At 64.0% G+C, this 17129-nt stretch carries 14 protein-coding genes; 5 read left to right on the top strand and 9 right to left on the bottom strand.

The genetic code is table 11. The features are described 5' to 3' along the window. The first annotated feature begins 28 nt into the window (after positions 1-28). Positions 29-2374 (top strand): SEL1-like repeat protein, encoded by a 2346-nt coding sequence (locus O1Y97_RS19090; protein WP_318762021.1) that lies wholly within the window; start codon positions 29-31, stop codon positions 2372-2374. Positions 2375-2383: 9 nt separating this feature from the next. Here the strand turns inward: O1Y97_RS19090 and O1Y97_RS19085 are convergent, their stop codons facing one another. Then, on the bottom strand, positions 2384-3499 hold the full coding sequence (locus O1Y97_RS19085) for a hypothetical protein (protein WP_318762020.1): 1116 nt from the start codon (positions 3497-3499) through the stop codon (positions 2384-2386). Positions 3500-3580: 81 nt separating this feature from the next. Continuing rightward, complete coding sequence (locus O1Y97_RS19080; protein WP_318762019.1) at positions 3581-4264, bottom strand: N5-glutamine methyltransferase family protein; 684 nt, start codon at positions 4262-4264, stop codon at positions 3581-3583. A 278-nt stretch (positions 4265-4542) separates the two neighbouring features. Here O1Y97_RS19080 and asnB point away from each other — a divergent pair, with 278 nt between their 5' ends. From asnB to nadE, 4 genes are read left to right on the top strand one after another with little or no spacing between them, the layout of a single operon-like run. Continuing rightward, positions 4543-6486, top strand: coding sequence for an asparagine synthase (glutamine-hydrolyzing) (gene asnB / locus O1Y97_RS19075; RefSeq protein ID WP_318762018.1), 1944 nt, complete (start codon positions 4543-4545; stop codon positions 6484-6486). Positions 6487-6508: 22 nt separating this feature from the next. Next, positions 6509-6796, top strand: coding sequence for an acyl carrier protein (locus tag O1Y97_RS19070; protein ID WP_108608559.1), 288 nt, complete (start codon positions 6509-6511; stop codon positions 6794-6796). A 19-nt stretch (positions 6797-6815) separates the two neighbouring features. Next, entirely contained in the window at positions 6816-8357 is a 1542-nt protein-coding gene (locus O1Y97_RS19065) for a class I adenylate-forming enzyme family protein (RefSeq protein WP_318762017.1), read from the top strand. Then, the gene (gene nadE / locus O1Y97_RS19060; protein ID WP_108608557.1) at positions 8354-9355 is read left to right on the top strand and encodes an NAD(+) synthase; all 1002 of its coding nucleotides are present in this window, start codon (positions 8354-8356) and stop codon (positions 9353-9355) included. The genes O1Y97_RS19065 and nadE overlap by 4 nt, the downstream gene beginning before the upstream one ends. 43 nt (positions 9356-9398) lie before the next feature. On the opposite strand, the gene O1Y97_RS19055 is transcribed toward nadE, so the two are convergent. The 7 genes from O1Y97_RS19055 to O1Y97_RS19025 all read right to left on the bottom strand — a co-directional run bounded on the left by O1Y97_RS19055 (position 9399) and on the right by O1Y97_RS19025 (position 16847). Then, positions 9399-10730 (bottom strand): sensor histidine kinase, encoded by a 1332-nt coding sequence (locus O1Y97_RS19055; protein WP_318762016.1) that lies wholly within the window; start codon positions 10728-10730, stop codon positions 9399-9401. Positions 10731-10843: 113 nt separating this feature from the next. Beyond that, complete coding sequence (gene mnhG, locus O1Y97_RS19050; RefSeq protein WP_108608555.1) at positions 10844-11212, bottom strand: monovalent cation/H(+) antiporter subunit G; 369 nt, start codon at positions 11210-11212, stop codon at positions 10844-10846. Next, positions 11209-11490 carry a K+/H+ antiporter subunit F gene (locus tag O1Y97_RS19045; RefSeq protein ID WP_183261971.1) on the bottom strand — a complete coding sequence of 94 codons (282 nt, stop codon included), beginning with the start codon at positions 11488-11490 and terminating at the stop codon, positions 11209-11211. Before O1Y97_RS19045 ends, mnhG begins: the two co-directional genes overlap by 4 nt. After that, positions 11487-11972, bottom strand: coding sequence for a Na+/H+ antiporter subunit E (locus tag O1Y97_RS19040; RefSeq protein ID WP_318762015.1), 486 nt, complete (start codon positions 11970-11972; stop codon positions 11487-11489). Before O1Y97_RS19040 ends, O1Y97_RS19045 begins: the two co-directional genes overlap by 4 nt. After that, positions 11969-13612, bottom strand: coding sequence for a monovalent cation/H+ antiporter subunit D (locus tag O1Y97_RS19035; protein WP_318762014.1), 1644 nt, complete (start codon positions 13610-13612; stop codon positions 11969-11971). The genes O1Y97_RS19040 and O1Y97_RS19035 overlap by 4 nt, the downstream gene beginning before the upstream one ends. Further along, positions 13609-13947, bottom strand: coding sequence for a Na+/H+ antiporter subunit C (locus tag O1Y97_RS19030; protein ID WP_108608551.1), 339 nt, complete (start codon positions 13945-13947; stop codon positions 13609-13611). The genes O1Y97_RS19035 and O1Y97_RS19030 overlap by 4 nt, the downstream gene beginning before the upstream one ends. After that, positions 13947-16847, bottom strand: a complete 2901-nt coding sequence (locus tag O1Y97_RS19025; protein WP_404801290.1) for a monovalent cation/H+ antiporter subunit A — start codon at positions 16845-16847, stop codon at positions 13947-13949. The genes O1Y97_RS19030 and O1Y97_RS19025 overlap by 1 nt, the downstream gene beginning before the upstream one ends. Between the last annotated feature and the right edge of the window lie 282 nt (positions 16848-17129).

Genomic DNA, 17129 nt, shown 5'->3' with positions numbered 1-17129 from the left:
CACGGGTGTTGTGGCTGGGGAGTTGGCTTTGTCGCGTATAAGTCATGTCGCGTTATCGGCTGTTGTCGCGATCCTCCTGGCGGGTGCGGCATCGTCGGCACAAATCGCACCGGAGACGGGCGGATCTGCAGGCTCGGGCGATGCCGCGACGCCCGGCCGCATCGTCAATGCCGACGCGCTGTTGCGCCTTGGCGATCTCTTCAGTGATTCAGCAAACACCAATCGCGATCTATCAAAGGCATTCGACTACTATCGTCAGGCTGCCGAGGCCGGCAGCACCCCCGCCAGGCTTCGCGTCGGGGAAATGCGTGTGCTTGGCGAAGGCACTGAAAGCGATGTCGAGGCAGGCCTTGCCGCCATCGAAGAGGTCGCTTCCGCCGGCGATGGCGCTGCCCTTGCCTTACTGGGTGATCTTTACAGCCGTCCCGGCATCCACGGACTCTCAGTCGATCTGACGCGCGCCTACGGCTATTTCCGCCGCGCCGCGGCGGCTGGGAACGAAACAGGCATTCTGCGCAGCGGCGAAATGCTGGCGCGCGGCCAGGGCCCTGAAAAGGACAGCACGGCCGGCCGCGCGCTGGTGCGTTCGCTTGCCGATCGCGGCAATTTGCACGCGCTCGTTTCGCTGGGCGACATCATGAGCGACAGCAATGTCGGCCCGCTCGACATCCAGGAGGCGGAGACGGCCTACACCAAGGCGGTTGCCCTTGGCCATCTCGATGCGTCGCTGCGGCTCGGCGACCTCTATGGCAGTGGCCGCGCCGGCAAACCGGACTTTGCCAAGGCGTTTGAATTTTACGACAAGGCGGCGAGGGCCGGACAGCAACTCGGCAAGCTGCGTGTCGCCGAGCTGACGTTCCGCGGGCTGGGCACGAGACGGGATGTCGAGGGAGGATTGTCCTCGATAAAGGCCATCGCCGGTACCGGCGATGCCGAGGCACTGTCATTGCTTGGCGACATCTATAGCGTTCTGACACCGGGACTGCCGGCAACCGACTTCCCCGCAGCACTCGGCTACTACAAGCAGGCGGCCGACGCCGGCAACATCCACGCCGCCCTGCGGGTGGGCGAACTGACGGCGCACGGACTTGGTACGGCGCGCGACGTCGAGGGCGGGCGCAGCATCGTTCGGCGGATCGCCGATGCAGGCAATCCGGTGGCGCTGATAAGCCTGGGCGATCTGCTGCGGGAGCCGCAATCGGGCGATGTCGACGGCGAAGGCGCCGTTGCAGCCTACAAGCGCGCGGCCGATCTCGACGACGCGGACGCACTGGTGCGGCTCGGTGACTTCTACAGCGATGGCATGACTGAGGCGGTCGATCTGCCGAAGGCGCTCGATTATTACCGCCAGGCTGCGGCGCGCGGCAACGTTGTCGGCGCGGTTCGGGCTGGCGCCATGACGGCGCGAGGGCAGGGCACCACGCAGGACGTAGCGGCAGGTCGCGCCATGGTAAGGAAGGCAACGGAAAGCGGCGAGGGCGAGGCGCATGTCGTCATGGGCGATTTGTTGACCCGAGGCGATGCCGGTCCGCCCGATATTTCGGCGGCGATGCGGGCATATGCCGAAGCTGCGTCGCTCGGCTGGACGCAGGGCCTGATACGGCTCGGCGATCTCTACCGCGAAGGCAAACTGCTGCAGAGCAATGGTCGGCGTGCCGCGGGATATTACCGCCAGGCGGCCGAGGCTGGCGACGCCTACGGTCTGCTCATTCTCGGCTCTGCAGTGTCGGAAAGCCTGCTGCGCAACGCCGGCAAACCGGCCGACGGCGTTGCGGCGCTGCGCCAGGCCGAGGTGATGGGCCTGAACGATGCGGTCGTCCCGCTGGCCGACGCCATGCTCTACGGCATGGGCACGAAACGCGACGCCAAGGCTGCGGTGGCTATTCTTGAGCGAGCAGCCGCCAGCGGCAACATCGCGGCTGCGCGCCACCTGATCAGCTATTATCGTGACGGCCGGCGCTACGGACGCACGACCTTCATCAAGGCAGATACGAAACGTGCCCGGCAGCTGTTCGCCGGGCTGTCGCCTTGGCTGTCGCGCGGTGACCGGCTTGTCGAGGAAATGTTGTTCTCCGCTGACGCTTCAGGGCGGGGGGACTACCGGCAGATCGCAGCGCGCATGCATGAGCTCTCGGCGGAGTCGCGCCAATCGCTCATCCGCATGATGCGCACCACCCATCCCAATGCCTACATCTACCTGGCCCAGCACCAGCTCAAGCAGGCCGGTTTCTACAATGGTCCGGTAAACGGCGTGCTCAGTGGAACCACGACGCGCGCGGTCAACCGGTTTTGCGTGTCGAAATCGATGCGGGGCGCCTGCCGCTACGGACCGATGAGCAGCCAGGCCGGAGATATTCTGTCCTACGCTTTCTAGGCCGGTGGTTCAGTCGAACCTGTCGCCGAATATCCGGCTCCAGTGTTCGCCCACCAACCCGTTGAAGAACCCGTTGCCGGCCTGGAACTGCCGGACGAGTTCCGGATCGCGGGCGTGCACCACGGTCGAATTGACGTTGATGAAGATTATTTGTCGACCGAGCATCGCTTCCAGCAATGCAGGCTGGGTTCGTCCCCTGACGGCTGCGAGGCCCGCTGTTGCCGCATGAGCAATCAGGCAGTCGATCACTGCCCCGGCCTGGCCGGGCAGGGCCAAGACCTGCAGGACGTGGCCTATCTCGCCGGCGCGCCCAAAATACATGAAGGCGCCGATGACGGCACCGGTTCGCGTCGACACGGTGCATCGGATAGCCGTACCGAAGTCCTTCTTGGCCGAGGCGTCCGCCATGATGCGCGAGAGCAAGGCATCGTTCCATTCCGGATGGACCGCGAACCTTGACGTGAATTTGCCGAGCAGCCTTGAAAATCCGTCCTGGTCGATGTCGGAGACCGTGTAGCGACCGAGTGTCGCCGCGGCGTCGCGGGCACCGAACCAGCGCGAGAACTCGCCGCTGCGACGGAGCCGCAGGCCGGCGTCCGCGGCACGGGCAATTGGTGCGGCAAAACGGGCGATCGGTACGCGGGTTTTGGCCCCCGCGACGGTGAAGCTCGCGGGTTTGATGACCTTGATCCAGTCGAGGCTGTATTGCGGCAGGATCGTGCCGCGCAGCGTCGTCCACATGTTGGCGGTGACATCGCTTGCCGTCTCGCTGAAGGAAATGTCCTGCGGTCCGGCAAGGAATGCCTTGAGAAGCCTGGCGCCGGAAAGGTCGTTGCGCTGGTCCTCGTCGACCATCAGCGACCCGCAGATCGAGGCGTTCAGCCTGGTTTCGGCAAAGCGCATGGGCAGCGACGTGACGCCGACGAAGCCTGATACGCGGCCGTTGTCGGCGACGTGGACAAGCGACGGCGATCCGGCGTTGCCGTCGCTGGAATCGAGATAGAGGCGCTGGAGGTAGCCGGCCAGCGACGCAGGCGCCGGTGTGCGTCGCTTGCGCAGCACGCGCTGGAACATGTCGGCGACGACTGGGAGGTCGTCGGCCTGTAATGGACGAATTTCAGGCATCGGGCGAAGCCTCGGTCATTTTGCGACAGCAATGGCTTAGGGTGGAAATATCTAGGAAGCGTTTCGAAATTCGAATTCGGTTCACGCTGGGGCGAGCTTCCGGGCGATTGCGACGCGCGGCAACCGTGCTGCGTCGGTGGCAAACTCCACCGGCGCGTAGGCGCGCCCCCTGGCAACCAGGGCCGCGACCTGGCGGTCCTGGCCTTCGCCGAATTCGAACGCCAGCCATCCCCCCGGCTTGAGGAATGCTGCCGCATCGCGGATCAGCCGCTGGTGGATCGACAGGCCATAGGGGCCGCCATCGAAGGCTTCGCGCGGCTCGGACGCGAGCAATTCGCTGCGTTCGCCCTCCAGTCGGGCAGACGAAATGTAGGGCGGATTGCAGACGACGAGATCCACGGTTGCGGCGAGGTCCAGCCCGTCAAACGCACCGAACAGGTCGCCTTGTGCAATTGTCACCCGATCGGCCAGCCCGAGTCGCTCGACGTTTCGCCGGGCTACTGCCACGGTTGCGTCCGTCAGATCGGCGCTCCAGACCTCGGCGCTTGGTACCTTGGTGGCGACCGCCAGGCCCAAATTGCCCGAGCCGCAACACATGTCGATCACGCGCGCGCCTGCCGCGCGTCCGCCCAGGATGGCGATCGCGGCATTGCCCAATATCTCGGTCTCCTCGCGCGGCACGAGCACGCCGGGTCCAAGCTCCAGCTCGATCCCCATGAAGCGGTGGAGGCGAACATTGTCGCCGTCGCCCTTAACGATATGCATTGTTGCCCTCGCCAAGTCTTTCGCGGCGTCCATCACAACCTGCTGCGGCCAAGATCGTCAACTGATCAATGCATTCGCCGGCAAGGATGACCATCAACATGACTTGTTCATACAATTGCTTACATGGTGAGGTTTCGTTCCTGGGATGTCGAGCGCCCGGAAGGCCAAGACTGTCGCCATTGTGATGTGTCTTGGGAACCGAAGTGTGCTTTCCTATCATTGATTAACCTGCGCTATAACAAGTGCGTTCGTCGCGCTAGCGGATCAGGGTTTGGTGTATGTGTGGGTTTGTTGGGTACCTTGGCGATGTCGAGCCAGCTGCAGCTGAAAAGTTGCTGCGCCGGATGACCGACAGCATCGCGCATCGGGGACCTGACGAGCAGGGCGTGTATGTTTCACCCGGGGCCGGGCTTGGCCACGCGCGCCTGTCGGTCGTCGGACTTGGCGACGGGCAGCAGCCGATGGCCAGTGCCTCGGGCGATCTCCACATCGCCTTCAACGGCGAGATATTCAACTATGTCGAGTTGCGCGACGAACTGAAGGCGCGAGGGCGTCGGTTTCGTACCGGAAGCGACACCGAGGTGATCTTGCATCTCTATGAGGAGATGGGCCCCGATTGCGTCGATGTGATGAACGGCGACTTCGCCTTCGCCATCTGGGACGGGCCGCGCCAGCGCATGTTTTTTGCCCGTGACAGGATGGGCGTGCGGCCGCTCTTCTACACCGAAGTGCGCGGCACCTTGTATTTCGCCTCCGAAGTAAAGGCGTTGCTGCAGGTTCCCGGCTTTGCGGCCGAGCTCGACGAGATTGCGCTCGACCAGATATTCACGCTCTGGGCGCCGATCGCCCCGCGTACGGCGTTCAAGAACGTCTACGAGATCGAGCCCGCGCACATCATGATCGCCGACAAGGGCGGGCTTGCCACGCGTCCGTACTGGCGGCTCGATTTCCCCGACGCCGAAGCGAGCCGCGAACCGCGTGACGAAGTCCGCGCGGCGGAGGAACTCAGGGCGCTGCTGACCGATGCGACGCGCATACGCATGCGCGCCGACGTGACGGTCGGCTCCTACCTCTCGGGCGGCCTGGATTCCTCGATCGTCTCGGCGCTGGCCGCACCGATGGCGGCAGGAGGGCTGCGCACCTTTTCGGTGACGTTCGACAGTGCCGAGCATGACGAAAGCGAATTCCAGGAGGAGATGGCCCTTGCCATCGGTTCGCATCATAGCGCGGTGAATGTCGGACCGGGCGATATCGCGTCGGTGTTCCCCAAGGTGATCGATGCCACTGAAAGGCCGGTCATCCGCACCGCGCCGGCGCCGCTCTACCAGCTGTCCGGCCTTGTCCGCGCCAGGGGCATCAAAGTCGTGCTGACGGGCGAAGGGGCCGACGAGGTCTTCGCCGGCTACGACATCTTCAAGGAGACGCTTGTGCGGCGGTTCTGCGACCGCCAGCCTGCTTCGACGGGCAGGCCGCATCTTTTCCGCAAGCTCTATCCCTATCTGCCCGGGCTGCAGAAACAGTCGGCGGCCTATCTCGCGGCGTTCTTCGGCGCCGGCAAGGACAGCCTCGACGACCTGCTCTATTCGCATCGTCCCCGGATGCGCAACACCGCAGCGGCAAAGCTGTTCTTCTCGGCCGACCTGCGCGCCAGGCTTGCTCCATACGATGCTGCCGCCGAACTTGCTGCGTCCCTGCCGGAGCGGTTCTCCCGGTGGCACCCGTTGCACCAGGCGCAATATCTCGAAAGCCGCTACCTGCTGCCGGGCTACATCCTGTCGAGCCAGGGCGACCGCATGGCGATGGCGCATGGCATCGAGGGGCGCTTCCCGTTCCTCGATCATCGCCTGGTGGAGTTTGCCAGCCGGCTGCCGCCTTCGATGAAGCTCAAGGGGCTGGTCGAAAAGCACATCCTGCGGGAAGCGACCAAGGACCTCCTGCCGGCGTCGATCGGCCGGCGGGTCAAGCAGCCTTACCGTGCCCCGGATTCGCAGTCTTTCGTCGGCGCAGGCGAGCAGGAGTGGATGCGCGAGGCGATGAGCCCGGAGGCGATCGCGGATTCGGGATTCTTTGACGTTTCGACGGTACGGAAGCTGACGGAAAAGTGCCGGCATCAGCCGGTGACCGGTTTCCGCGACAATGCCGCCTTCGTCGGCATCCTGTCGACGCAGTTGTGGAACCGGTCATTTGCCGGGAAGAGGGCGGGCGCCACCGTGGCTGCCTGAGGATGGACCAGAGGAAGAGAGCATGACGCAGCAGATCAAGGACACCGTCAAAGCCTTCATCATCGAAAATTTCCTGTTCGGGGATACTTCCTATGCATTGGACGATGACGTCTCGCTGATCGAAAGCGGCGTGGTCGATTCCACCGGCGTGCTTGAACTTGTCACCTTCATCGAGGATCAGTTCGGGCTCGAGATGGCGGATTCCGACATCGTTCCAGCCAATCTCGACTCGCTGGTGCGTATCGCGGCCTTCATCGAGACCAAGACGGCAAAGGCGCAGCCCGCGGAGCAGGCAGCAGGCGCCGCCTGAGGGCGTTGGGAGAGGGGCAATGCGACTGGAGCAATTCTTGCGCGACAGCGCGCGCTTGCGGGGCGACAAGATTGCTCTGATTGCGCGCGACGCGCGCCTGTCCTATGCCGAACTCGACAGCCTGTCTGATCGGCTTGCCGCAGCGCTTGGCGATCGCGGCATCGGACGCGGCGACCGCGTGCTGGTCTTCATGGACAATTGCTGGGAAGCCGCGGTGTTGGTCTTCGCCATTGCCAAGGCGGGAGCGGTCTTCAGCCCGATCAACCCGTCGACCAAGGCTGACAAGCTCGACTTCATCATCGGCAACTGCCGCGCGCGTGCCGTGCTGACCCAGGCCAGGCTTTTGCCCGTCGTCAGCGAGGCGCTGGCCGCACGCGACAACGACTTGCTGGTGGTCTCGACCGCAGCCGGGGGTGTTGCACCGAAGGGGGCTGTCTCGTTCGAGCAATGCCTCGCAAGTGACGCTCCGCCGGCCAACCATGGCGGCATAGATGTCGACCTTGCCATGCTGATCTACACCTCGGGTTCGACGGGCCGGCCCAAGGGCGTGATGATGACCCACCGCAACATCGAGGCTGCGGCCGGCTCGATCACCACCTATCTTGAAAACACGCCCGACGACATCATCCTCAACGTCCTGCCGTTGGCCTTCGACTATGGCCTCTACCAACTGATCATGTCGGTCAAGATGGGCGCGACGCTGGTGCTGGAGAAGTCGTTCTCGTTCCCGCAGGCGATCTTCGATGTCATTCGCGCGGAAAACGTTACCGGTTTCCCGCTCGTTCCGACGATGGCCGCGCTGATCCTGCAGATGCGCGACATCAAGCCGGGGTTCCTGCCGAGCCTGCGCTATGTCACCAACACGGCGGCGGCGCTGCCGCCCGCGCATATAGCCAGGCTGCGTGAGCTCTTCACCGGGGTCAGGCTCTACTCGATGTACGGCCTGACCGAGTGCAAGCGCTGCACCTACCTGCCGCCGGCGGAACTCGACCGGCGCCCCGGTTCGGTCGGCATCGCCATCCCCAACACGGAAGCCTTCGTGCTCGACGACGACGGCAATCCGGCACCGCCCGGCACGCCGGGTGAACTGGTGATCCGCGGGCCACATGTCATGCAGGGCTATTGGGAGAACGAAGAAGCGACAAACCGCATGCTGCGCCCGGGGAAAAATCCGTGGGAAAAGCTGCTCTACACCGGCGACCTGTTCAGCCGTGATGCTGAGGGTTTCCTCTATTTTGTCGGGCGCAAGGACGACATCATCAAGACGCGCGGCGAAAAGGTCGCGCCCAAGGAGGTCGAGGCCGTGCTGCACGCCTGTCCCGGCATTGCCGAGGCCGTGGTGATCGGCGTGCCGGACCCCATTCTCGGCCATGCCATCGGAGCGCTCGTCGTGCTGTCCGATCCCGGCGTGACCCAGCGTGAAATCCTGCGCCACTGCCAGGCGCATCTCGAGGATTTCATGGTACCGAAAATCATCGAGTTTCGATCCGAGTTGCCGAGGACCGACACTGGCAAGGTGAGCCGGCGTCTGGCCGCCGAATCCATGGAACCGACGGGATGAACATGACTGTGGCCCAAGCCGGAAGCTTCAGCGCAGCGACGCTGGCGATCGATCCCGAGGCCGAAGCCGCAAGGATTGCGGCGGCCCTGCGCAACCAGTTGACCGGCACGCTGCGCCGGCGAGGGCTTGTCCTGGGCCTGTCCGGTGGCGTCGATTCCAGTGTCAGCGCTGCCCTGGCGGTACGTGCGGTCGGGGCCAAGAACGTGTTCGCCCTGTTCATGCCGGAAGACGATTCCGACCCGGAGAGCCTGCGACTAGGGAGCCTTGTCGCTGAAACCTTCGGCATCGCGGCGGTTGTCGAGAATATCGGTCCGACCCTGAAGGCGATGGGATGCTATGAGCGCCGCGACGCCTTCATCCGCCAGCTTGTGCCCGAATACGGGCCCGGCTGGGCCTGCAAGATCGTGATTGCCAACGCGCTGACCAACGAAGGCTACAACATCTCTTCGCTGGTGGTGCAGGATCCCGACGGCAAGCAGACCAAGCTGCGCATGCCGCCGCAAGTCTATCTCGGCATTGTCGCGTCCACCAACATGAAGCAGCGTACGCGCAAGCAGGTCGAGTATTTCCACGCCGACCGTCTCAACTATGCGGTGATCGGCACGCCGAACCGGCTGGAATACGACCAGGGCTTCTTCGTCAAGAACGGCGACGGCGCCGCCGACGTCAAGCCGATCGCGCATCTTTACAAATCGCAGGTCTACCAGCTTGCGGAGTGCCTCGGCGTGCCGGAGGAAATCCGTCGGCGGCCGCCGACGACCGACACCTATTCGCTGCAGCAGACGCAGGAGGAGTTCTATTTCTCCTTGCCCTATGACCGCATGGACCTGTGCCTCTACGGGCTCAATCATGGCGTGCCGGCAGAAGAAGTCGGTCGTGCTACGGGCCTGACTGTGGAGCAGGTCGGGCGGGTGTGGACGGATATTGCATCGAAGCGCAAGACGACACGTTATCTGCACAGCGGGCCGCTGCTCGTCGATCCGGTTCCCGAGATTTGAAACAGGCAGTAGTTGGGGCTGCTTGTCTGGTTGGGTAGGGCGGCTACGGGGCGGCGTTCCGTATCAGGTCGACAGGTGCGTCCAGCGTCCAGGTGATGCCATTCGGTTCAAAGTTGAGATGGCCGACGCCGCTCAGTGCCAGCGGCGCGATCCGCTCGAGCACGATCTTGCCGAAGCCGGCTCGTGACGCCTTTTCGACCGTCGGCCCATTGCTTTCCTTCCAGGTGAGGCGGAAGCGACCGGACGTCGTCCAGCCGACCTCGACGGTTCCACCGGGCGACGAAAGCGCGCCATGCTTGGCCGAATTGGTGGCAAGTTCGTGAAACGCCATGCCGAGGTTCTGGACTGCGACGGTCGACAGGATGATCGGCTCCCCCGAGATCTTGACACGATGCTCTGCCGCGAATGGCCGGATCTGGTTATCGACCAGGTCGGCGAGGTTCGCGCCGCGCCAGTCGCCGTCGACGAGCAGGTCCTGGGACCGCGACAGTGCCATGATGCGGTTGCGGATCTGCTTTTCGAACTCGGCAATCGTCGTCGTGTGTTTGCCAGTCTCGCGGATCATCGAAAGGATCACGGCGAACTGGTTCTTCACGCGATGGTTGACCTCACGCATCAGCATGCGGATGCGGTTTTCGCTTTCCTTGCGCTCGGTGACGTCCCTGGCGATCTTGGAGGCGCCGATGACCTTGCCGGAGGGGCTGCGCACGGGTGAGACGGTCAGCGAAATCGCCACCTCCCGGCCGTCCTTGCGCCTTCTGATCGTGTCGAAATGGTCGACGCGCTCGCCCTTGCGGACTTTGCCGATGATGAGGTCTTCCTCGTCCCGCCGGTCGGCAGGGATCAGCATCATGATGTGCTTTCCGATGGCCTCTTCCGCAGAGTAGCCGAAAAGCCGCGTCGCGCTGGCGTTCCAGCTCTCGATGATGCCACACAGGTTCTTGCTGATGATGGCGTCGTCCGAAGATTCGACGATCGACGCCAGGCGCATCGTCTGCACTTCAGCCTGCTTTTGCACCGAGATGTCGATCAGCAGGTTGATGGCGCCCGTGACGTTGCCCGATGCGTCGCGCAGCGGTGCGGGGAATGCCAGGAACGGCACGAGCGTTCCGTCGGGCCGCTCGGCGATCGCTTCGGCACCGCGGATTGCCCGGCCTTCCCTGAGCGCCAGGGCCATCGGGCAGTCGCTATGCGCGAGGGGATCGCCGTCGGCCGTCCTGAGTCGCCAGGATCCGCACCATTCATCCTTGCCGATTTCGGGTGTGTGCCCCCAGAGCTCGGCTGCCGCATCATTGAAGTAGGTGATCCGACCGTTTGCATCGGTCGTGTAGGCTGCGGCAGGCAGCGGGCCGAGTAGATGTTCACTGGTAGTCATCAACGCCCGCCGCTTCGAATTCCGGTAAGCTTTAACGGGCAACAGTCCCGGGAGTTCCGTTTACGCTACAGATACACCTAATCCTCGATCGAGCACCCGGTGGTGAACGATGGTTATCGCCCATCCGGCGTGTCGGCGAGATGATCCGGCGGCTCCTCGGAACCGCCTTCCGAACGGTCGCGATAGAGTGCCGCGCGTGCAAGCAGCATCAGCGTCACCGGCGTGGTGATGCTGATGAACACGCCGATGAGGATTTCGTGCAGCACCGGTCGCGAGCCGAGCACCGAAAACAGGATCATCGATGCGAGCACGATCGCGCCCGTGCCCCAGCTCGTACCCAGGGTCGGCGCGTGGACCCGTTCGAAGAAGCTGCGGAAACGCAACGTGCCGATCGCCCCGATCAGGGTCAGGCCGGCACCGGCCAGCACCAGCAACGCAACCAGAAGTGCCGCCCATGCGGGCAGGTTTTCGGCATGGGTCATTCGATCACCTCGCCACGCATCAGGAACTTGGCAAGAGCCACCGTCGAGATGAAGCCGAGCAGCGAGATCACCAGTGCCGCCTCGAAATAGAGCGCATTGCCGGTTCGGATGCCGAAGGTCAGAACCAGCAGCATTGCGTTGACATAGAGCGCGTCCAGGCAGAGCACGCGATCCTGGGCGCGCGGCCCAACAATGAGCCGGTAGGTGTTGCAGGCCATGGCGGCGACCAGCATGAGCTGGGCGGCGGTCACCGACCAGGCGAGGATGGCGGAGGTCATTCGAAAATCTCCCGCAGGGTCGCTTCGTAGCGCGTCTTGATCAGGTCGATCCATTGCTGCTCGTCGACGAGGTCGAGGACATGGATGAGCAGGACGCCCGAAGCGGAGTTGTATTCCACCCAGGCGGTGCCGGGCGTGCTGGTCACGATGCAGGCAAGTACTGCAAGCCCGGTACGGTCGCGAAGGTCGAGCGGGATCGAAACAAAACCCGCAGTGCGACCGCGCCGGCCACCCTGGAGGATGATGGTGGCGACGGCAATGTTGGAGCGCGCGATGTCCAGCAGGACGATGCCGCACAAATACGGGATGAGCTGCCAGCGCCGCAGACGCGGCTTGGACGGCTCAAGCTGCATCATGGCACGCGAGGCACCGATCGCCACGACCAGTCCGAGCAGGAAATGGCCCAGGGAAAATGCGTTGAGCAGCATCCATACGATGACGAGCGATGCGGTGAGAACGGGATACGGCAGGATGCGTCTCATTGTGTCGACACCCCGCTTGCCGACTCGGATCCGGGCAGAACGCCTTCGATGTAGGAACGCGGTTCGTGCAGCGCCTGCGCTGCGGCATCGGTGTAGCGCATGACAGCCCCGGCCTGGACCGTCAGCAGGAAGCAAAGCCCGATGAGCAGGATGATCGGCACGATCTCGACCACCAGCACCCTGGGCACGATGACCTCCAATGGTGCCCAGAACGTGCGGATGCCGGTTCGCATCATGGCGAGCAGGGCGGCAAGACCCGACAGGATCAGAAGCGCCGTAAGGATCCATCCGATGCTATCCGGACTGCCGGCCGCAGTGCCGAGGCCTTGGGGATTGAAGATGGCATTGATCAGCGCGAATTTGCCGATGAAGCCGGACAGAGGCGGCAGGCCAGCGAGCAGCAGGCCAAGGCAGCCGAAGCAGACGCCAAGGATCGCAAGCGCTCCCGGCATCACCACGCCGACTTCTTCCTCGTCCTCCTCTTCGGGTTCGATATCGTCGCCATAGGCTTCCATGGTGACCGTCAGAAGGTTTGCGGCAGGCTCCTGCGCCCGCTCTACGAGCTCGATCATCAGGAACAGCGCACTGACGGTGATCGTCGAACTAACGACATAGAACATCGCGCCGGAGACCACGGCCTGGTCGCCAAGTCCAACGGCGGCGAGCAGAGTGCCGGACGACACCAGAATGCTGTATCCGGCGAGCCGGCCAAGCGATTGTGATGCAAGCACGCCGAACGCGCCGAAGGCGATCGTCGCCATGCCACCGATCAACAGCACCTGGCTGCCGAAGCCGGCGAGCGGGCCAGCATCGGCGCCGAACAACAGCAAGGTGAGCCGCAGCAGCACATAGAAGCCAACCTTGCTCAGGATGGCAAAGAGCGCCGATGCCGGCGCCGAGGCCGCCATATAGGCCGACGGCAGCCAGAAACACAGGGGCCACATGCCGGCCTTGACGAGGAACGCGATCCCGAGAACGGCGGCGCCTGCTGCGAGCAAGGCCTGGTTTTCCGGCGCGACCTCGGGGATGCGCATGGCAAGGTCGGCCATGTTGAGGGTGCCGGTCACGCCGTAGATCAGGCTGACGCCGATCAGGAACAGCAGCGAAGCAGCCAGGTTGATGGCGATGTAGTGCAGGCCGGCGCGTACACGGAAGGCGCCCGAACCATGCAGCATCAGGCCGTAGGAGGCAGCCAGCAGGACCTCGAAGAAGACGAAGAGATTAAAAAGGTCGCCTGTGAGGAAGGCACCGTTCACGCCCATCAGCAGGAACTGGAACAGGGTGTGGAAATGCGGGCCCGCCTTGTGCCAGCGCGCCAAGGAGAAGACCAGCGTCGCGGCGGCAAGCACCGAGGCCAGCACCAGCATCAGGGCCGACAGCCGATCGAGGACCAGCACGATGCCGAACGGCGGGGCCCAGTCGCCCAGCCGATAGGTATGTGTCACAGCACCACCTGCCGCGTCTCCGGTGTCGGCGAGGCGGAGTAGTGCGAAAGCCAGGCCCAGGAGTAGGGCCGTGGCGGCGATGTTGATGCCGGCTTTAAGGCTGTGGCGCCGCTCTTCGAACAACAGCAGGATTGCTCCCGCGGCCATCGGCAGCAGGATCGGCAGGATCAGCAGGTGCTGCGAGAAACCCATCATGGCTCCCGCCCGTCGACATGGTCGCTGCCAGTCAAGCCGCGCGCGGCGAGCAGCACGACGAGGAATAGTGCCGTGGTGGCAAAGCCGATCACGATGGCCGTCAGCACCAGGGCTTGCGGGATCGGATCGGCATAGTCTGCCGGATTGACGGCGCCGCTGCCGTCCAGCACGGGCGCGGCCCCGACGCGAAGCCTGCCCATGCTGAAGATGAAGAGGTTCACGGCATAGGACAGCAGCGAAAGCCCGATGACAACCTGGTAGGTGCGCGGACGCAGCAGCAGCCACACACCCGATCCCGTCAAGCAGCCGATGGCGATTGCGAGCGTCAGTTCCATCACGGCTGCTCCTCGATGCGCGAAGCCCGCAGCCTGCGGACGGATTGGTGGGCAAGCGCAATGAGCATCAGCACGGTCGCACCAACGACCAGCGTCAGCACGCCGAGGTCGAACAGTGCCGCCGTCGCCAGCGGTATCTTGCCGATGAGAGGCAGGTCGACATACTGCGCGTGTGAGGTCAGGAAGGGCTTGCCGAACACCCAGGCGCCGATTCCCGTGGAAAGGGCGAGGAGCAGGCCGCCGCCGATCCAGGTCACCGGCAGGATGCGAAGCCTGTCTTCCACCCAGATGGTTCCCGCCGCCATGTACTGCAGGATGAAGCCGGCAGCCATTGCCACGCCGGCGGCGAAGCCGCCGCCCGGCGAATCGTGGCCGCGCAGGAACAGATAGGCCGAGAACATGATGATGACCGGGAACATCCACTGCATGATCACCGACGGCACGAACAGGTAGTCGGCGGCGGTTGCGCCCGCCTGGCGATCCGGCTGTGCCTCGTCATAAGCGCCTTGGATGCGCTGCTGTTCCGGCCGCTCGACGCTGTCGGGTGCGGGCCGGAACCGGCGTAGCAGCGCAAACACCGTGAGCGCCACGATGCCGAGCACGGTGATCTCGCCGAGCGTGTCGAAGCCGCGGAAATCGACGAGGATCACATTGACCACGTTGCGTCCGCCGCCCTCGCTGTAGGCCTTCTCGAGGAAGAAATCGGCGATGGTGTCGGGAGCCGGGCGTGTCATCACAGCATAGGCGATGACGGTCATGCCCAAGCCTGCGGCGACGGCCATCGTCAGGTCGCGCAGGCGGCGCAGGCGCGCCATCGGCCCCAGCGGTTCGCTGAGCGCCTGCGAGCGCTTCGGCAGCCAGCGCAGGCCGAGCAGGATGAGAATGGTCGTCACGATCTCGACGACCAGCTGCGTCACCGCGAGGTCGGGGGCCGACAGCCAGACGAAGGTCATGCAGGTGACGAGGCCTGTGCCGCCGAGCAGGGCAAGCGCTGCCAGGCGATGGAATTTGGCCTGGTGGGCGGCGGCAATCGCACAGGTCACGCCCACGGCCCACATGCCGGTGAAAACCCAGTCCGTGCCTGCCAACTGCACCGGCGCCAGCCCGATGTCGCTGCCGAACAGCGAAAGCAGGGCCGCGGCGAATGCAACGAACACAAGCAGGCGCAACTGCGGTTGCAGGCGTCGCGTGCCGAGATTGGTCTCGATGAAGCGGGCCCACCGCCATGAGACGGTGACCATGACCTGCTCGAAGATGCGCTGGGCCTGGAAGCGGCGCAGCAGGAACACCCCTTCGGCGCGCTCGAGATAGTCGCCGATGACGAGATAGAGCAGGGCGCCGCCGACCAGTGCGACCAGGCTCATGATCAGAGGCACCGTGAAGCCGTGCCAGACAGCGAGGCTGTATTCCGGCGTCGCAGCCCCCAGCACCGACGTGACCGCGATATGCAGATACGGTCCGATCGTCAGCCCTGGAACGATGCCGACCACCAGGCATGCGAACACCAGCAGCGTGACCGGAAGGCGCATGAAGAAGGGTGGCTCGTGCGGTTCGCGCGGAAAGCTCTCGGGCGGCTTGCCGAGGAAGATCGAGTGGATCAGGCGCATCGAATAGGTCACCGCCAGCGCGCTGGCCAGCACGGCGGCATAGGGCGCTACTGTGTCGAGCCAGGAATCGGCATGCGTCTCCACGGCTTCGGCGAAGAACATCTCCTTCGACAGGAAGCCGTTGAGCAGCGGGACGCCGGCCATGGCGGCACTTGCCACCATCACTAGCGTTCCGGTGATGGGCATGAAGCGGAAGAGCCCGCTCAGTTTCCTGAGGTCGCGCGTGCCGGTCTCGTGGTCGATGATGCCGGCCGCCATGAACAGCGACGCCTTGAAGGTCGCATGGTTCATCATGTGGAAGATGGCTGCGACCAGCGCGAGCGGGCTGCCGAGGCTGAGGAGCAGGGTGATCAGGCCGAGGTGGCTGATGGTCGAATAGGCGAGCAGGCCCTTCAGGTCCTGCTGGAACATGGCGACGTAAGCGCCGAAGACAAGCGAGGCCATGCCGGCCAGGCCGACGATCATGAACCATTCCGGCGTGCCCGAAAGCACCGGCCAGAGGCGTGCCATCAGGAACACCCCGGCCTTCACCATGGTGGCCGAATGCAGGTAGGCGGAGACCGGCGTTGGCGCGGCCATCGCGTTCGGCAGCCAGAAGTGGAACGGAAACTGGGCGCTCTTGGTCAGCGCCCCGAGCAAAACCAGCAGCAAGGCCGGAACGTAGAGCGGGTGGGCGCGGATCAGGTCGCCGGATGCCAGCACCCGGTCGAGGTCGTAGCTTCCGACGATGTGCCCGATCACCATCACGCCGGCCAGGAGGCCGAGCCCGCCGATCGCGGTGACGGTCAGCGACATGCGGGCACCGTCGCGCGCTGCCTGGTTGTGGTGCCAGTAGCCGATGAGCAGGAAGGAGGTGATGCTGGTCAGCTCCCAGAACACGACCAGCAGGATCAGGTTGCCGGAGACGACGATGCCGAGCATTGCTCCCATGAAGGCCTGGAAGAAAGAGAAGAAACGCGGCACCGGATCTTCCGCCGACATGTAGTAGCGGGCGTAGAGGACGACGAGCACCCCGATTCCGCTGACCAGCAGCGCAAAGAGCCAGGCGAAGCCGTCCAGCCGCAGCGACACGGTCAGGCCGAGGCTGGGCACCCATTCGTACACCGCGTGGACCACTTGGTTGTCCCGGACGGGGACATAGAGGAGCCAGGCCAGCAGATGGCAGGCAAGCGCCACAGCACCTGCAATGCCACCGGCGAGGTTTCGCGACGTCGATGCCAGCATGACGGTTACCAGGCTTCCCAGGAACGGCAGCACAATAAGTAACGTCAGCAAGCTGTTGTCCGGCATCAGTATCTCGGTGCTCCCTTTGTCGCTCGGCTCCCTACCTCACTAACCATCGATGGCTGTCGTGACAATTGCCAAAGCCATGGCAGCCGCGATGATCTGTGTGCCTTACGGTTATCGCCCGGTTGTGCACGGTCGAGCACGATGAATGACGAGGGGAAGCCGACCGCGGGTCATCCGAAGCGAATGATCCTCGTTGTCGTGATGTTCCACAAACGCGACAGAATCGCCCAGAAATTTATTGACTGCAAAGAACGACCATCGGGTCAGGTGCAAATGCAATGTTTG

The organism is Aminobacter niigataensis (assembly GCF_946995915.1).
Lineage (GTDB): Bacteria > Pseudomonadota > Alphaproteobacteria > Rhizobiales > Rhizobiaceae > Aminobacter > Aminobacter niigataensis.
The sequence above is the reverse complement of the archived record's forward strand: the minus strand, read 5'-3'. Positions and strand labels throughout refer to the sequence as shown.